Genomic DNA, 17,259 nt, shown 5'->3' with positions numbered 1-17,259 from the left:
GAAGATGAAGATCGTCTCTGTCGACACACTGGTCGTCGACTTCTACCGTACGAACCTCGTCATCGTGCGGGTCCACACCGACGAGGGGATCATCGGGCTCGGTGAGGCCACCCTGGAGGGCAAGGAACGTGCCGTCCAGGGCGCCATCGCCGAACTGGCCGAGGCCGTTGTGGGCCTGGACCCCACCAGCATTTCGAAGATCCTCTACGAGACCGCGCGGGACTGGTACTGGCGCGGCGGGCCGGTGATCATGACGGCGTTGAGTTCGCTGGAGATGGCCCTCTGGGACATCTCCGCGCGCGAGCTCGGCGTACCGGTCTCCCGGCTCCTCGGCGGCGCGACCCGCGACCGGGTCCGCGCGTACGCAAATGGTTGGTTTTCCGGTGCCGTCACGCCCGAGGACTACGCGGCCGCCGCGCGCCGGACGGTGCAGGCGGGTTTCCGGGGCCTCAAGTGGGACCCGTTCGAGAACTACGACATGACCATCACCACCGCCCAGTTGGACCGGGTGCTGGCCCAGATCGACGCCGTGCGTCAGGCGGTGGGCCGCGAGGTGGAGCTGTTCGTCGAGGGGCACGGCCGCTTCGACGTCCGCCACGCCATCAAGGTGGCGAAGGAGATCGCCCAGTTCGACCCGGTGTGGTTCGAGGAGCCCTGCCCACCGGACAACCTCGATGCGCTCGTCGACATCCGCCGCGCGTCGCCGGTGCCGATCGCCGCGGGGGAGCGGTGGTACGGGCGGCAGGGCTTCGCGCCGGCGCTGGCCCGCCAGGCGGTCGACTTCGTCCAGCCCGATGTGACGCACGCCGGTGGGATCGCCGAGCTGGCCTTCATCTCCACGCTCGCCGCGACCAGCTACGTGGGCTTCGCACCGCACAACCCGAGTGGTCCACTCAGCACTGCCGCGACGCTGCAACTCGGGGCCACGTTGCCCAACTTCCGGTACCTGGAGATCATGGCGACCGACGTGCCCTGGCGTCCCGAGATCACCAACGAGCGGCTGGTGCTGACCGACGACGGCGACATCCTCATCCCGACCGGGATCGGCCTGGGCATCGAGGTGGACCTCGCGGCGATCGAGCAGCATCCGTTCACACCGCACCCGCTGCGGATGTTCCAGGACGCCGTCTTCGACATCCGTCCCCGCGACGAGCGGTCCTTCTTCAACCTGGAGAGCGACTCATGACGCTGCCACGGCCCCGGGGGTCGGCCGCGGCCGCGGACTGGGTCGGCACCGCCGCCGAAGCGTTGCCGGACGATGCCGACAGCGTCCTCATCGGCCGGATCTGGGACCCGTCCGGCGGCGGCCCCTCCCCGGTGACCGTCCGCGACGGCGAGGTCATCGACATCAGCCACCGGTTCCCGACCGTCCGCGACATCTGCGAGCTACCCGATCCCGCCGCGACGGTGGCCGGGCTCGACGGGCCGAGGGTGGGTGACTTCGGGGAGATACTGGCCAACACGGGGGCCGCGACCCGGGACCATGGCCGGCCCTGGTTGCTCGCTCCGGTCGACCTCCAGGCGCTCAAGGCCGCGGGCGTGACCTTCCCGGTCTCCATGATCGAGCGGGTGATCGAGGAACGGGCGCGGGGAGACCTGGCACTGGCGGCGGACATCCGGCACCGCATGCTCGCCGACGTCGGTGTCGACCTGCACAGTCTGGAGGCGGGCTCGCCGGAGGCGGATCGGCTCAAGAGTCTGCTGGTCGCCGAGGGCATGTGGAGCCAGTACCTGGAGGTGGGCATCGGCCCGGACGCCGAGATCTTCACCAAGGGGCAGATCCTCTCCGCCGTCGGCACCGCCGTTCCGGTCGGCGTGCTTGCCGCGTCGACCTGGAACAACCCGGAACCCGAGGTCACGCTCATCGTCCAGTCCAGTGGCCGGATCGTCGGCGCCACCCTCGGCAACGACGTGAACCTGCGCGACATCGAGGGCCGCTCGGCGCTCCTGCTGCCCCTGGCGAAGGACAACAACGCCTCCTGTGCCCTCGGCCCCCTGATCCGGCTCTTCGACGACCGGTTCGGCATGGATCGGGTACGCGAACTCGAGGTGCGCCTGGAGGTTCGCGGCGTCGACGGCTTCCATCTGGAGGCGGTCTCGGAGATGACCCAGATGTCGCGCGATCCCGAGGAACTGGTCCGGCAGCTGATCGGGCCGCACCACCACTATCCCGACGGCGCCGCGCTGATGCTCGGCACCATGTTCGCGCCCATCCAGGACCGGGACCGCCCCGGCGAGGGTTTCACCCACAAGGTCGACGACGTGGTACGGATCAGCTGCCCGGCGCTCGGCACCCTGGTCAACCGGGTGCGGCACGCGGAGGAGTGCGAGCCCTGGCACTTCGGCGTCCGCGATCTGATGGGCAATCTGGTGAGGAGAGGACTGCTGTGAACGTGGTCATGACTGTCGATCCGCGCGACGGTGAGCGTCGCGCGACGGAGCTCACCGAGACCGACGAGTCTCGGCTGGAGGTGATCGCCGGTCAGGCGTCCCCGGCGGCGCAGTGGCTGGCCGCGCGCGGGAGGCTCGGCCGCGCGGAGTTGCTGGACGCGATCGCCGCGTCGCTGGAGTCCCGTCGGGTGGATCTGGTCGCTGCCGCCGAGGCGGAGACCGGGCTGAGTCATGCGCGGCTCGACGGGGAACTCACCCGGGCGGCCCTGCAGTTCCGGATGTTCGGCGAGGTGCTGCGCGACGGAGCGTACGTCGAGGCCACCATCGACCACGTTGCCGACACACCGCTCGGCCGCGGCCCGGATCTGCGGCGGATGCTCGTACCCCTCGGGCCGGTCGCCGTCTTCGGGGCCAGCAACTTCCCGTTCGCCTTCTCGGTCGCCGGCGGTGACACGGCCGCCGCGCTCGCCGCCGGGTGTCCGACGATCCTGAAGGCCCACCCGTCCCATCCGCTGACCTCGCACGCCTCCGCCGCTGCGATCGAGTCGGCCGTCCGCGACCTCGGCGGACCCGAGGGTGTCGTCGCGACCGTGTACGGGGAGCAGGCCGGTCGCGCGCTGGTGCGTCACCCGGCGATCCGCGCGGCCGCCCTGACCGGCTCGGTCAACGCCGCCCGTGCCATCCAGGCGGCCATCGACGAACGACCGGACCCCATTCCGCTGTACGCCGAACTGAGCAGTGTGAACCCGATCGTCGTCCTGCCCGACGCGGCCGCCGCCCGAGCGGACCAGATCGCCGAGGGGCTGTTCGGCTCCTTCACGAACTCGGGCGGGCAGTTGTGCACCAAGCCCGGCCTGGCGTTCGTTCCGTCGGACCCGGGTGGTGACGGCCTGGTCGAGGCGCTGCGGGCGAGAGTCGACGCGTCGGGCGGCACGGTCCTGCTCAACGAGCGCATCCGGGACGCGTACCAGAACCGGTCCACCGAGTTCGAGCGGGCCGGCGCCCGGGTGTCGGCGCGGCCCACTGTCGAACCCGGGGCGGGCTTCACAGTGGCCCCGACCCTCCTGGAGGTCGGCCTCGCCGGCCTGACCGCCGAGATCGCCGACGAGTGCTTCGGCCCGCTCCTGGTCGTGGTCCGCTACGACGACGTCGCCGACCTCGACGCCGCGCTGGCCACCGTCCCGCCGTCGCTGACCGGCTCGCTTCACAGTGGACCGGGCGACGACGCCGACGTGGTACGCCGACTGGTCGACGTGCTCGCCGCCCGCGCGGGTCGCATCGTCTTCGACGGCTACCCCACCGGTGTCCGGGTGTCGTGGGCCCAGCACCACGGTGGACCGTGGCCGTCGACAAACGCCGTGCACACGTCGGTCGGCGCCACGTCGATCCGACGGTTCCTCCGCCCGCTGGCGTGGCAGGACGCCCCGGCCTGGGTTCTCCCCGAGGAGTTGCGCGACGAGTACACCGCCATCTCCCGGCGAGTCGACGGGAGGTTGCAGCCAGCGGTCGAATAACTGCGTCTGCCGGTCTCTTCCGGGCGCGTTTCCGGGCCACCGGGAGCTGGCGCGCGAATTCCTTGACGACATTGACCCGACAGAGAATTCGCGCGCCAGTTTTCCTGGTGCCGCTGGAGCGCGCCCGAATTGTTTGGACGCGATTATCCGTTCCGATTTCCGTCTTGACCGTCAATGCAATTCATGGTTCTGTTTTTGACAGGGAACGATGTTAGCGCTCGCATGGCTGCATCGCTCGTTACTGGTATCCCTTCACCTCACCATCGAATGGTCGGTCGGCCGCTCGGTGCGGTCTGACCACACGCCGAAGAGGGAGCAGGAACATGCCCGTCGCACCTCCCCGTCCCCCGCTGCCGGCACGGACACGCCGGCTGATGCTCGCGCTGCTCGCCGCCGTCACCGTGACGGCCGGAACGCTCGCCGCCCCGGCGGCCTCGGCGGCACCGCCCGCGCCGCTGGGCCCGACCGTCACCCGCACCGACAAACCCCCGACCGGGTACACAGTCACCTTCCGGTACCGGGCGCCCGCGGACGTCCAGCAGGTCCACGTCTACGGCGACTGGTTCTACTCCCGACCGGAGAACATCGCCTGCCAGGACTGCGGCGACGCGCGACCGCCCGCCGAGTGGCAACCCGGCGACGTCGCCGCCACCCCGTGGCACATCCAGGCCATGCGGAAGGGCCCGGACGGCGTCTGGACCTTCACCACTCCGCTGCCGGCCGGCACCTTCCGCTATGCGTTCACCCACGACTGCGCAAACGAGCTCGCCACCGGCTGTGCCCTGCACGACGACCCCGCCAACCGGTGGCAGATCCAGCCGCAGTACCCCGGGGCGCCCGGCGCGGTACGCAGCACGCTCTACGTCCCGGCCAGCCGGAAGTTCCCGACGTACGACACCGGTTACCAGGCGCCGGTGGCCACTGTCGGCCGGCCGGAGTCCCGGCGGTACACCTCACCGCTGTCGACCAACCCGGCGGGAGTCCACGACATCGTCGTCTACCTGCCGCACGGCTACGACCCCAACCGGGCCACGCCGTACCCGACCCTCTACCTGAGCCACGGCAGCGGTGACCACTCGACCGCCTGGACGATGCAGGGCGTGGCCCATCTCATCCTGGAGAACGCGATCAAGGACCGGGCGGCGCAGCCCATGGTGATCGTGTCCACCGACTTCAACGGCCTCCCCGGTGGCAACGAGGGCTACGTCGACGAGCTGCGGAACAACATCTTCCCGTTCGTCGAGCAGAACTACCGCGTCTCGACCCGGGCGCAGGACCGCGCGTTCGCCGGCTTCTCCGCAGGCGGCAGTCGGGCGTACACCATCATGTACAACCACACCGACCTGTTCGGCTACCACGCGGCCTGGAGCGCGGGCGGCCCAGCAGCCACCCAGGCCCAGGTCGACAGCATGAAGTCGGTGACCGGCGGCATCATGATCGGCACCGGGCTGCAGGACCGGCTCGGCAACATCGCCGAGAACTCGCAGCGCAACGCCGCCGCACTGCGGGCCGCCGGCGTCGAGCTGGACGAGTACAACGTGCCAGGCGTGCACACCTGGCACGTGTGGCGTCCGCTGCTGAACCACTACCTGCGCACCCTGACGTTCCGGGCCACCACCACCGACCTCGACGTCACCACGTCACCAACGGGCGGATCGCACCACACGTTGGTCGCCGCCACCGCCACGGTCGGCGCGGTCAGCACCAGCACGTCGGCACCCTCCGGCACCGTCGACTTCTACGCGGGTGACACGCACCTCGGGTCGGCCCCGGTGCACCACGGCGTCGCCCGGCTGAGGAAGACCGTCCATGGTGAGCTGAACGCGCCGGTGGTCGCCCGCTACCAGGGCGACAAGCTCTTCAACGACTCCCACAGCTCCCCGGTCGACGCCCGGTAACAACGGGCTCGACGCCGTACTCCCTGTGGTGGGGAAGCCCCGGCCGCGCACACCTGGTGATTGCCAGGGTGTGCGCGGCCGGGGCACGTCCCGGTCCGCAGGGCCGGCGGTTCGTCAGCCGGTCACTGCGTCGTGTCGGTGGCGCTCAGTCGCAGCATGGTCCAGGACGCCGGCGCAAGAGTGAGCTGGACACTGGCGTCGGTGCCGCGTGCCGTGCCGTTGGGGCGCGGCGCGGCGTGGTCCGGGCCGTCGGCCGTGTTCTTGGCGTGCAGGTCGGTGCCGCCGACGGTGACGCACTCGATGATGTGGCTGACCTGCGCGCCGGCGACGTCGATTGTCACCTCGGCCGGAGTGTCGAGGGCGCGGTTGACGAGGAAGACGGTCATCTCCCCGGTGGCGTCGTCCCAGGTGGAGACCGCGTCGACAGCGTCGACCTCACCGTAGCGGTCGGTGGTCGTCGTGCTGCCCTCGCGCAGCACGTCCAACACTGTGCCCTGAGCGTGCCGGGCGGTGCGGGCGAAGGGGTGGAAGATGGTCTGCCGCCAGGCCGAGCCGCCCGTCTCGGTCATGATCGGTGCGATGACGTTCACCAGTTGGGCCTGGCAGGCCGCGCTCACCCGGTCGCTGTGCCGGAGCAGGCTGATGAGCAGGCCGCCGACGACGACCGCGTCGGCCACGCTGTAGTGGTCCTCCAGCAGGGGCGGCGCGACAGGCCAGTCCTCGCCGCTCGGGGGCGTGGACGGGGCGGCGGACTGGTACCAGACGTTCCACTCGTCGAACGCGATCATGATCTTCTTGGTGGACCGGCGGATCGCTCCGACCGAGTCGGCGATGGCGGTGACGGCGTCGATGTACCTGTCCATGTCCTCGGCCGAGGCGAGGAAGCTGGCCAGGTCGTCGTCGACCGGCTGGTAGTACGCGTGCAGCGAGATCAGGTCGACGTCGTCGTACGCCTCGGTGAGTACGTCGCGCTCCCAGCTGCCGAAGGTCGGCATTCCGAGGTGTGAGGAGCCGCAGGCGACGAGTTCGAGATCGGGATCGAAGCGACGCATGGCCTTCGCGGTCTGCGCCGCGAGTCGCCCGTACTCGGTAGCGCTGCGCTGGCCCACCTGCCACGGGCCGTCCATCTCGTTGCCCAGACACCACAGCTTGATCCCGTACGGATCGACAGCGCCGTTGTCGCGGCGCTGGTCGGCGAGGTGGCTCCCACCGCGGTGATTGGCGTACTCGAGCAGGTCGACGGCCTCGGCGGTGCCACGGGTGCCGAGGTTGACCGCCATGATCGGATCCACGCCGGCCTTGCCGACCCATCGCATGAACTCGTCGAGCCCGAATGCGTTGGTCTCCAGGCTGTGCCAGGCGAGGTCGAGCCTCGCCGGTCGTTTGTCGACGGGGCCAACGCCGTCCTCCCAGCGGTAGGAGGAGACGAAGTTGCCGCCGGGATAGCGGACCGTGGTGACGCCCAACTCGCGCACCAGCTCAAGGACGTCGCCCCGGAAGCCGTCGGCGTCGGCCGTCGGGTGTCCCGGCTCGTAGATCCCGTTGTAGACGCAGCGACCCAGGTGCTCCACGAACGAGCCGAAGAGCCGACGCGGCACCGGTGCGACGCGTCGGCGGGGGTCCAGGGTCAGGCGCGCCGTGTTCACGACGTTCTCCGGCGCGCTGTCGTGGTGGGTGTTCAGGGCTGGCTCCCTTCGTGCGGGTCCGACGCGAAGGTCTGTGCCCGAGCGCCGGGACCGAGGGGTGGTGGAGGCGGTGTGAGCTCTGGACAACGTGATCGTCTTCGATTACGTTCTCGATCTATGTAAACGTTACCGATTACGTTTACGTAAGGGAACACGGCACCTGGATCAATGTCCGGCTGGCACGGCCCCACGGCCATGCCGCCCCAGCTGACCGGGTGTCCGCTTCCGCCCGCCTCGCCGCCACGCTTCCCTGGCGTCGTCCGCAGCGCGCGCCCAGACGCCGGCGGCGTGGTGACCGACGAGGCCGAAGGACCAGCTTGTCGCGGTGATTGGGGTGACCGGGTGACAACCGTTGAGCCGGAGACCGAGGCGACCTACGCGGATGCGACAGCGCCCGTCGACGAACGGGTGTCGGATCTGCTGACCCGGATGACCCGCGAGGAGAAGCTCGCGCAACTCGGCAGCACGTGGGCGTTCACAGTGCTGGAGGGCGGACGGTTCGCGGCGGAGCGGGCCCGGCCGATCCTTCGACACGGCTTGGGGCACGTGACCCGCGTCGCGGGCGCGACCAGCCTGAAGGCGGCGCAGGTGGCGCGGGCCGCCAACGCCATCCAGCGCTTCCTGGTGAGCGAGACCCGGCTGGGGATCCCGGCCATAGTGCACGAGGAGGTCTGCTCGGGGGTCATGGCCCGCGAGGCGACCATCTTCCCGCAGGCGATCGGCGTCGCGAGCACCTGGGCGCCGGAGCTCAACCGGCAGCTGGCCGACACCGTTCGCGCACAGATGCGCGCCATGGGAAGCCACCAGGGGCTCTCGCCGGTGCTGGACGTGGTGCGCGACCCACGGTGGGGCCGGACGGAGGAGACCTACGGCGAGGACCCGTACCTGGTGTCCCGGATGGGCGTGGCGTTCGTCCGGGGCCTGCAGGGCGCCGACCTGACAGACGGCGTCCTCGCCACTGCCAAGCACTTCGTCGGCTACGGGGCGTCCGAGGGTGGGCTGAACTGGGCGCCGGCCCACCTGCCGCCGCGTCTGCTGCGCGAGGTGTACCTGTACCCGTTCGAGGCGGCGGTCCGCGACGGCGGGCTCCAGTCGGTGATGGCCGGCTACCACGAACTCGACGGCGTCCCGTGCCATGCCAACCAGGAGCTCCTCGCCGACGTCCTGCGTGGGCAGTGGGGCTTCACGGGCAGCGTGGTCTCCGACTACTTCGCCGTCAACGACCTCCACTCGTACCACCACTTCGCGCAGGACAAGCAGCAGGCCGCGACGGTGGGCCTCGGCGCGGGCGTGGACGTCGAGCTTCCGGCGACGGACGCGTACGCGGATGCCCTCACCCGCGCCCTGGACGCCGGCGAGGTCAGCGAGGCCCAGCTCGACGAGGCTGTCGCACGGATCCTTCGGCACAAGGTCGAACTCGGGCTCTTCGAGAACCCGTACGTCGACGAGGATGCGGCCGCTGCGACGGCCAACGCCGAGCGGCACCGGGACGTGGCGCTGGAGATCGCCCGCCGCAGCCTCGTCCTGCTCAAGAACGACGGCGTCCTGCCGCTGCTCGGGGAAGCCGGAACTGTCGCGCTTATCGGCCCGAACGCCGACGACGCCCGACACCTGCTCGGTGACTACTCGTTTGCGGCCCACATCGAGGCGTTGGCCGCGGCGCGTAAGCGGCGTGGCCTGCTCGGCGAGATGATGACGATCCCGGATGATCTGGAGATCGACGAGAGCACCGACGGTGTGCCGACGGTGCGTGACGAACTCGCGGCGCGGCTGGGCGACCGGCTGCGCTTCGCCCCGGGCTGCGACGTGCTCGATCCGTCGACCGAGGGGTTCGCCGAGGCGGTAGCGGTCGCCGCGGCGGCAGACGTCGCGGTGCTGGTCATGGGGGACCGCTCGGGAGTGACGCGCGAGGCCACCACGGGGGAGTCGCGGGACCGGTCCAGTCTGGACCTGCCGGGCGTGCAGGAAGAGCTGCTGCGTGCCGTCGTCGCCACCGGCACGCCCGTCGTTGCGGTGCTCGTCGCCGGCCGACCCGTCGGCAGTGACTTCCTGCACGAGGAGTGCGCCGCCGTGCTGATGGCCTGGTTGCCGGGGGAGACCGGGGCGCAGGCGATCGCCGAGGTGCTCCTCGGTGTGGTGAACCCGAGCGGAAGGCTGCCGATCTCGTACCCCCGCGGCGTGGGCCAGATCCCCGTCTTCTACGGCCACAAGGTGTCCGGCGGGCGGTCGCACTGGCACGGCGACTATGTGGACTCGCCGGTCGCCCCGCGATACGCCTTCGGCCACGGCCTCGGGTACACCTCGTTCGTTATCGAGGACGCCACGGTGGAGAGCGCCGAGGTCCGCGCCGGGGACAGCGTCGGTGTCGAGGTCACTGTCACCAACACCGGACACCGGGCGGGGGAGCAGGTGGTGCAGCTCTACGTCCGCGACCCGCAGGCCACGATCACCCGGCCGGTGCTGGAGCTGAAGGCCTTCGCCCGCGTCGAGGCCGCCGCCGGCCAGCGGGTGGCGGTACGGTTCGCGCTCCCCACCGGCCAGCTCGGTTTCTACGACCGGAGCATGGCGTACGCGGTGGAGGCAGGGCAGATCGAGGTGTACGTCGGCTTCTCGGCTGTCGACCATACCCATGCCGGCACCTTTGTCATCAGTGCGGACCCGGACCGGCCGACGCCGAAGGTCTTTACCGGGATCGTCGAAGTTCGGCAACTGTGATCGTTCACCCGGGTCGGGGAATGGTTCTTGACGGAGTGTGCCGTCCTGTTGTCAACGGGTAGCACCAACGCGGAAATCGAGCCCCACTCTGAACTCCGACAGAGGATGCCGATTGCGTTATCCGCAACGGCGTCCGAGCGTCAATCCCGCCCTCGGGAGTGTCCAGTTGGGACGGTCTTCTCGATGGTCGGGTAAGGACGAAGAGGTCTTGTGTTCGTAATCGTTCTCAGTTACGTTGGCAACATCCTGGAAACGTAACCGATAACGATTGCAGTCCAGAGAGAGCGGCATGATTGAAGTCAATGCACCGGTGACAATGAGTGATGTCGCCCGAGCTGCCGGCGTTTCCACCGCCACGGTCTCGCGCGTCGTCAACGGGCATTACGGCGTCAGCGCTCGCACAGTCGCTCAGGTGCGCTCCGCCATCGAGCAGCTCGGCTACGAGTCGAGCCTGGTGGCCACCAGCCTTCGGCGCAGCCGCACCAACGTTCTGGGCCTGGTGGCGCACAGCTTCCAGTCGTACACGGCGGAAGTGCTCAAGGGCGTGATGAAGGCGCTGAGCCGCTCGGGCTTCGATCTGATCATCTACGCCAACAGCGACCTCTACGGGTCGTATTCGGAGGGTTGGGAGCAGCGGCACCTGACCCGGCTGTCGGGCACCCTCACCGACGGGTGCATCGTCGTCACGCCCTGGGGCGAGGTCCGGAGCCGGACGCCGGTCGTGGCCATCGACCCGGTGCGGGGCTCGACGGCACCCTCGGTGATTTCCGACAACCTCGCTGGCGCCACCACGGCGGTCGAGCACCTGCTCGGCCTGGGCCATCGGCGCATCGGGTTCATCGCCGGCCGCGACAGCCTGGCCTCTGCCTGGTCGCGGGAGGAGGGATACCGGGCCGCGCTGACCACCGCCGGGGTTCCGGTCGACCCGACACTGATCGGCCGAGGAGATTTCAACCCCGAGTCGGCGACTCCGCTGGCGCGCGTCCTGCTGCAACGACCGGACCCACCATCGGCGATCTTCGCGGCGAGCGACGGGATGGCCTTCAAGGTTCTGGAGGTCGCCAGGGAACTGGGGTTCTCGGTGCCGGGGGACCTGTCCGTCGTGGGGTTCGACAACATCCCCGAGTCGGCGTTGACCCGGCCGGGTCTGACCACCGTGGACCAGTCGATGTATCAGCTCGGGTACGAAGCCGCGCGGATGCTGAAGTCACTGGTGACCGGCGAGTGGGACGAGCCGGGCCAGATCGTGCTTCCGACCAGCCTTGTCGTGCGCGACTCCACCGCACCACCGAAGAGCGCGCCACGACCATGACGTCAGCCCATTGGTGCACGAGCCTGGTCGCTCCCGACAGAGCGATCAGGTCAGGCGTGCCAGTGGCAGCAGCCCGAAGGAGGTCCACGCAGCACACACGGCCAGATCCACAGGTGAGTTGAGCCGGTCAGTCGGGTCGCATCCGCTGCCGGCACACGAAAGGAGTGGAGTGTGACTACCGAACAGTATCACGGGCGCTCACGCCGTCTGGGCGTACGCCGGCGGCTCTCGGCGGCGTTCACCGCCGGGGTCATCGCCACCGCGGCGGTGCTCATCGCGCCGCAACCGGCCGCGGCGGACACGCCGTGGCTGGACGTGTCCGCGGACCGCTACGCCACGTTCGCCGTCCCGGCGGCGTACGTCCAGGAGAACCTGGGCACCGTCTCGCAGGTCGTCGTGGAGGGAAACTTCGGGCCGTCGGCCAGTTGGGCGGAGTTCGGTCTGACCCGCCGGGGTGACGTGTGGTCGGGTGTTCTCGGCGCCCTGGAGCCCGGGCTGTACAACTACCAGGTCACGGCCGACGACACCAAGACCATCAAGGACCCGACGAACAGCACTGGTGTCGCGTCCAACCCGCTCCTGAGCACCTTCTTCATCGCGGGTGACTCGGCCCGGTGGCTGCTCGACGCTCCGGCCGGCACCGGCGGGAAGATCGAGACGCTGACCTACCGGACCAGGAACGCGCAGCGCTCCGCAGTGGTCTGGACGCCGCCGGGTTACGCGGCCAAGGCCTCCAAGGGATACCCGGCGCTCTTCCTGCAGTCGGGTGACGGTGTGGCCGCCACCGACTGGCTCGATCTCGGCCGATCCAAGCAGATCCTCGACAACCTCTCGGCCGCGGGCGCCATGAGCCCGATGGTGGTGGTGCTCAACAACGCCGACGCCTCGGACGACAAGGAGTTGAAGGACCTCCGGAAGGCGGTCACCGACAACTATCGGGTGCTTCGCGATCCGGCGCACCAGGCGATCGCGGGTGTGTCCGACGGCGCTACGCAGGCGTTGCGGGCCGCGCTCACCAGGCCGGGCCAGTTCGGTTACGTCGGTTGGTTCTCCGGCACGTCGGCTCCGACGATCGACCGGAAGGACGCCAAGGCGATCAACCGCGGCGTCAAGCTGCTCCGCCTGTACACCGGCAACGTCACCGATCCCGCTCACAACCCCACCTACCGGCTGACGAAGGCGCTGGGCCGCGCCGACGTCCGGTTCGAGTTCGACGGGGTCAACCCCGATGGCGGCGCGACCTGGACCACCTGGCAGGAGAACCTCGTCGACTTCGCGCCGCGGTTGTTCCGGCACGTGGCCGACCACGGGCCCAGCCCCGGTCACACGCAGCTCAAGGGCGAGTTCAACCCGCCACCGGCCGGCACCACCCCGACGCCCTTCGTCACCGAGGACGGGTTCGTCACCTTCGAGACCACCACGGACTTCGCTGACGCTCAGCACGTCACGGTCTGGGCGAACGTTGCGCCGGGCGGCAGTTGGCTGCGACTGCCACTGACCCGCGACGGTGACCGGTGGCGGGCAACAGTGGGCCCGCTGAAGCCCTGGTTCTACTACTACCGGCTGATCGTGGACCGGGTCGCGGTCAAGGACGCCTCGAACCCGACGAGAGTCACCACCGAGCCGATGTGGAGCACCTTCTTCATTCCCGGGCCTGGTGCCCGACTGCTCGCGGACGTGCCCGCCGGTCGGGGCGGAACTGTCGAGAGCGTGACCTACACCAGCACGGTGGCCGGCCAGGACCGGACCGCGCTGGTCTGGACCCCACCGGGGTACGACCCGAACCGGGCGCAGCCGTACCCCGTCCTCTACCTCCAGCACGGCGGTGGCCAGAACTACACGGACTGGGTCGAGATGGGCCGTGCCAAGCAGATCCTCGACAACCAGTTCCTCGACGGCGACCTCACGCCGATGGTTGTCGTGATGGGCAACGGCAACTCGTCGAACTTCAACAGTGAGTTGCGGGAGAACATCGTTCCGACGGCCCGTGCCCGCTACAACATCTCCAGCGATCCGTCGCAGCAGGCCCTCGCCGGCCTGTCGATGGGCGGCGGGCAGGCGTTCGGGGTGCTGCGGGCCTACCCGGGCGAGTTCGCCTACGTCGCCGCGTTCTCGGCCGGTTTCGGCAGCGGCACCGGCGTCGACGTGGCGGCGATCAACAACGGCACCAAGATGGTGCGCCTCTACGTCGGTGACCAGACCGACTTCGTGTACCCGAGCTTCATGGCATCGCTGACCACGTTGGACAACCTCGGTATCCGCTACGAGTTCGACGGGGTCACCCCCGGGCCGCACGGCTGGGACGTGTGGCAGAAGAACCTCATCGACCTGGCGCCCCGTCTGTTCAAGCGCTAGGAGCCGTCGCCGGTGACGCCACCGGGAGCAGGGCTTCCTGCCCCCGGTGGCGCCCGCCAGCGCATGGATGCAGTGCACCGCCATCGCCGAAGGGAACCATCTCAATGAAGAGAAGACGAATACTCGCCACGGTAGCCATGCTCGCGGCGGGGACCGGCCTCGTCGCCTGTTCCTCCGACGAGGGCGGCAGCGACGCGAGCAATTGCACGAACACCATCACCAAGCAGAACGTGCCGGTCGTGACGATGTGGGGCTGGTACCCCAACACTCAGCTCGTCGTCGACAACTTCAACAAGCAGCACGACGATGTGCAGGTCTGCTGGACCAACGTCGGCCAGGGCAGCGACGAGTACGACAAGTTCCAGACCGCCATCTCGGCGGGCACCGGCGCACCCGACGTGATCATGGTCGAGGCGGACCGGATCCCGACGTTCCAGATCCAGGGCGCGCTCGTCGACATCAAGCAGTACGGCTTCGACGCGGTCAAGGCCAACTACAGCGAGGGTGCCTGGAAGGACGTGTCGGTCGGCGACAAGGTCTACGGCGTCCCTGTCGACGGCGGTCCGGTGGCGATGATCTACCGCAAGGACATCTTCGACAAGTACAAGATCACGCCGCCGAAGACCTGGGCCGAGTACGAGCAGGCCGCGCAGAAGGTCAAGGACGCCGGCGGTCCGCTTTTCGGGGACTTTGGCGCGAACGTCCCGGCGGTCCTGATGGCGCTGCAGATCCAGAAGGGTGCCACGCCCTTCACCTCCGATCCGGCGCAGCCGAACGCTATCGGTGTGAAGCTCAACGACCAGGCGTCCAAGGACGTGCTGGACTACTGGGGTGGCCTGGCGAAGAAGGGCCTGGTCGGCACGCAAAACCAGTTCACCCCGGAGTACATCTCCGGCGTGATCAACGGCAACTACGCGACGTACATCTCGGCGGCGTGGGCACCCGGCTACCTCACCGGCGCGGGCGTCGGCAAGGGCCAGGACACCGGCAAGTTCGCTGTGGCGCCGCTGCCGCAGTGGGACCTGGCCAACCCGGTGCAGGTGAACTGGGGCGGGTCGGCGTTCTCGGTGACCAAGCAGGCGAAGAAGCCGGAGCTGGCCGCGAAGGTCGCCTACGGGCTCTACGCCGACAAGGAGTCGCTCACCGACGGCTGGACCAACCAGATCATCTTCCCGCTGAACCTCACGGCGCTCAAGGATCCCGCCTTCGTCGACCTGAAGGTGGCGTTCTTCGGCGGCCAGCAGGCGAACAAGGAGGTCTACGTCCCCGCCGCCGACGCCTACCAGGGCGTCCAGTACGCCCCCTTCGGCCAGTACTACCTCGACGCCATGGAAAAGCAGGTCAGCGAGGTCATCAAGGGCTCCGTCACCGGTTCGCAGGCTGCCGACCGGCTCCAGGAGGACGTGGCGAAGTACGCCAAGGAACAAGGCTTCACCGTTCAGTGACCGGATGGGTGGGCCGCGTCGACACTGGCCGGCCGGCCCACCCGCCCCCCTCAGCGTCCACGTCCCGGAGACCAAAGATGACACTCCTGACCGAGAAGCGCGCACCGCGTCCTCAGCCTGAGACGCGCAAGATCCGTGGCAAGGTGCACCTCCGCGAACACCTGATGGGGTGGCTCTTCGTCGGGCCGTTCGGGATCGTGTTCCTGGCGTTCCTCATCGCACCCCTGGCGTACGCGCTGTACCTCAGTCTCTTTCAGAAGAAGCTGATCGGCGGCACCAGCTTCGTTCTCTTCGACAACTACGTGAAGGCGTTCACCGACCCGAGCTTCCTGTCCGGGGTGTGGTTCGTCATCCGCTTCTCGCTGGTCTCGATCCCACTGCAGATCCTCATCGCGCTCGCGCTGGCCCTCATCCTGGATGCGGTGACCACGGCGTTCGCTCGCTTCTCCCGCCTCATGATCTTTCTTCCGTACGCGATCCCCACCGTCATCGGGGCCGTGATGTGGGGGTTCCTCTACAGCAAGGGCTTCGGCCCGCTCACCGACATCTTCGGGCTGTTCGGCGCCACCGCGCCCGACTTCCTGAGCAGCGACCTGATCTTCTACGGGCTGCTCAACGTAGTCACCTGGCAGTGGGCCGGCTACTACATGATCATCCTGTACGCGGCGTTGCAGGGCGTCGACCCGACGCTCTACGAGGCGGCCCGGATGGACGGCGCCGGACGGTGGCAGATCGCGACGCGGATCAAGATCCCGCTGATCGCGCCCGCCCTGATCCTCATCCTGGTCTTCTCGCTCATCGGCACCCTGCAGTTCTTCAACGAACCGCAGATCCTGCGATACCTCGCCGCGGGCGCCATCGGCTCGGACTTCACCCCGAACATGTACGCGTACCAACAGGCGTTCTCGCTCGCCAACTTCAACTACGGGTCGGCGATCTCCTTCGCCCTCGGCGGCGTCGTGTTCATCTGCGTGTACGCCTTCCTGTTCTTCACCCGCAAGCGGAGGAGCTTCCTGTAGATGACCGACCACACCAGCGTCCGCGCCGGCGCCCGCCGACCGCAGCGCTATCTACCGATGCAGATCCTGCTCGGCTTCCTGGTGATCTACTTCCTCGTACCGTTCTGGTGGGTCATCGTCAACAGCTCCAAGGACGCACCGGGCCTGTTCGGCGGCGGCAACACCCTCTGGTTCACCGACCAGATCGACTACCTGGGCAACCTCAGGCAGCTCTTCACCTACGACGGTGGCATCTACCTGCGGTGGATGCTCAACTCCACGCTCTACGCCATCGCCGGCGGCGTCGGCGCCACCGTCCTGGCGGTGATGGCCGGCTACGGGTTCGCCAAGTACCGTTTCGCCGCCCGACGCTTCAGCTTCGCTGTCGTGCTCGGAGCGCTGATGGTGCCCGCCACCGCCCTGGTCATCCCGACCTTCATCCTGTTCTCCCGGCTCGGCCTGACGAACACGGTCTGGGCGGTGATCCTCCCGTCGCTGCTCAACCCGTTCGGGGTCTACCTGATGCACGTGTACGCGCGCGACGCGGTGCCCGACGAACTCCTGGACGCGGCGCGGGTCGACGGTGCGGGGGAGCTGCGGACGTTCTTCCAGATCGCCCTTCCGCTGATGCGTCCCGCGGTGGTCACAGTGCTGCTCCTGTCGGCGGTGGCGTCCTGGAACAACTACTTCCTGCCGCTGGCCATGCTCTCCGACAACAGGCTCTTCCCGGTCACCGTCGGTCTTGGCCTCTGGCAGGGAATCGCGTCCGCGAACAACGCGGGAACCACCTCGCTGTGGAGCCTCATCATCCTGGGCTCCCTGGTGTCCGTGATCCCGCTGATCATCGCGTTCTTCAGCCTGCAACGACACTGGCGCGGCGGCCTCTCCGTCGGAGGTCTCCGGTAGGCCGCGTCGACGCCACCAGCCAATCCACCACACGCGCATT

Annotated in this window: 11 protein-coding genes; 10 read left to right on the top strand and 1 reads right to left on the bottom strand. The window is 68.8% G+C overall.

The window, feature by feature from the left end:
- Window positions 1-4 precede the first annotated feature (4 nt).
- From MED01_RS07820 to MED01_RS07805, 4 genes are all read left to right on the top strand, one after another.
- Window positions 5-1,186 carry a mandelate racemase/muconate lactonizing enzyme family protein gene (locus MED01_RS07820; RefSeq protein WP_238667834.1) on the top strand — a complete coding sequence of 394 codons (1,182 nt, stop codon included), beginning with the start codon at window positions 5-7 and terminating at the stop codon, window positions 1,184-1,186.
- Window positions 1,183-2,391, top strand: a complete 1,209-nt coding sequence (locus MED01_RS07815; protein WP_238667833.1) for a fumarylacetoacetate hydrolase family protein — start codon at window positions 1,183-1,185, stop codon at window positions 2,389-2,391. The genes MED01_RS07820 and MED01_RS07815 overlap by 4 nt, the downstream gene beginning before the upstream one ends.
- Entirely contained in the window at window positions 2,388-3,905 is a 1,518-nt protein-coding gene (locus MED01_RS07810) for an aldehyde dehydrogenase (NADP(+)) (protein ID WP_238667832.1), read from the top strand. The genes MED01_RS07815 and MED01_RS07810 overlap by 4 nt, the downstream gene beginning before the upstream one ends.
- A gap of 323 nt (window positions 3,906-4,228) precedes the next feature.
- Complete coding sequence (locus MED01_RS07805) at window positions 4,229-5,803, top strand: alpha/beta hydrolase-fold protein (RefSeq protein ID WP_238667831.1); 1,575 nt, start codon at window positions 4,229-4,231, stop codon at window positions 5,801-5,803.
- 122 nt (window positions 5,804-5,925) lie between these two features.
- Here MED01_RS07805 and arfA read toward each other — a convergent pair whose 3' ends face one another.
- Complete coding sequence (gene arfA / locus MED01_RS07800) at window positions 5,926-7,449, bottom strand: arabinosylfuranosidase ArfA (RefSeq protein WP_238667830.1); 1,524 nt, start codon at window positions 7,447-7,449, stop codon at window positions 5,926-5,928.
- Window positions 7,450-7,830: 381 nt separating this feature from the next.
- On the opposite strand from arfA, the gene MED01_RS07795 reads away from it, so the two are divergent.
- The 6 genes from MED01_RS07795 (at window position 7,831) to MED01_RS07770 (ending at window position 17,219) form a co-directional block, all read left to right on the top strand.
- Window positions 7,831-10,203, top strand: a complete 2,373-nt coding sequence (locus tag MED01_RS07795; RefSeq protein ID WP_238667829.1) for a glycoside hydrolase family 3 N-terminal domain-containing protein — start codon at window positions 7,831-7,833, stop codon at window positions 10,201-10,203.
- A 289-nt stretch (window positions 10,204-10,492) separates the two neighbouring features.
- A complete protein-coding gene (locus MED01_RS07790) occupies window positions 10,493-11,515 on the top strand; it encodes a LacI family DNA-binding transcriptional regulator (protein WP_238667828.1) in 1,023 nt (340 codons plus the stop codon).
- Window positions 11,516-11,686: 171 nt separating this feature from the next.
- A complete protein-coding gene (locus MED01_RS07785) occupies window positions 11,687-13,870 on the top strand; it encodes an alpha/beta hydrolase-fold protein (RefSeq protein ID WP_238667827.1) in 2,184 nt (727 codons plus the stop codon).
- Window positions 13,871-13,974: 104 nt separating this feature from the next.
- The gene (locus MED01_RS07780; protein WP_238667826.1) at window positions 13,975-15,315 is read left to right on the top strand and encodes an ABC transporter substrate-binding protein; all 1,341 of its coding nucleotides are present in this window, start codon (window positions 13,975-13,977) and stop codon (window positions 15,313-15,315) included.
- A gap of 77 nt (window positions 15,316-15,392) precedes the next feature.
- Window positions 15,393-16,334: a carbohydrate ABC transporter permease gene (locus tag MED01_RS07775; protein WP_238667825.1), complete on the top strand. Its 942-nt coding sequence runs from the start codon at window positions 15,393-15,395 to the stop codon at window positions 16,332-16,334.
- The gene (locus MED01_RS07770) at window positions 16,335-17,219 is read left to right on the top strand and encodes a carbohydrate ABC transporter permease (RefSeq protein WP_238667824.1); all 885 of its coding nucleotides are present in this window, start codon (window positions 16,335-16,337) and stop codon (window positions 17,217-17,219) included.
- The last annotated feature ends 40 nt before the right edge of the window (window positions 17,220-17,259 follow it).

The sequence above is a fragment of the Micromonospora alfalfae genome, assembly GCF_022230925.1.
Lineage (GTDB): Bacteria > Actinomycetota > Actinomycetes > Mycobacteriales > Micromonosporaceae > Micromonospora > Micromonospora alfalfae.
The sequence above is the reverse complement of the archived record's forward strand: the minus strand, read 5'-3'. Positions and strand labels throughout refer to the sequence as shown.

Coding starts and splice junctions, on each gene's coding strand:
- MED01_RS07780 (WP_238667826.1), top strand. CDS start 13,975: ATGAAGAGAAGACGAATACTCGCCACGGTAGCCATGCTCGCGGCGGGG.
- MED01_RS07805 (WP_238667831.1), top strand. CDS start 4,229: ATGCCCGTCGCACCTCCCCGTCCCCCGCTGCCGGCACGGACACGCCGG.
- MED01_RS07775 (WP_238667825.1), top strand. CDS start 15,393: ATGACACTCCTGACCGAGAAGCGCGCACCGCGTCCTCAGCCTGAGACG.
- MED01_RS07820 (WP_238667834.1), top strand. CDS start 5: ATGAAGATCGTCTCTGTCGACACACTGGTCGTCGACTTCTACCGTACG.
- MED01_RS07815 (WP_238667833.1), top strand. CDS start 1,183: ATGACGCTGCCACGGCCCCGGGGGTCGGCCGCGGCCGCGGACTGGGTC.
- MED01_RS07790 (WP_238667828.1), top strand. CDS start 10,493: ATGATTGAAGTCAATGCACCGGTGACAATGAGTGATGTCGCCCGAGCT.
- MED01_RS07770 (WP_238667824.1), top strand. CDS start 16,335: ATGACCGACCACACCAGCGTCCGCGCCGGCGCCCGCCGACCGCAGCGC.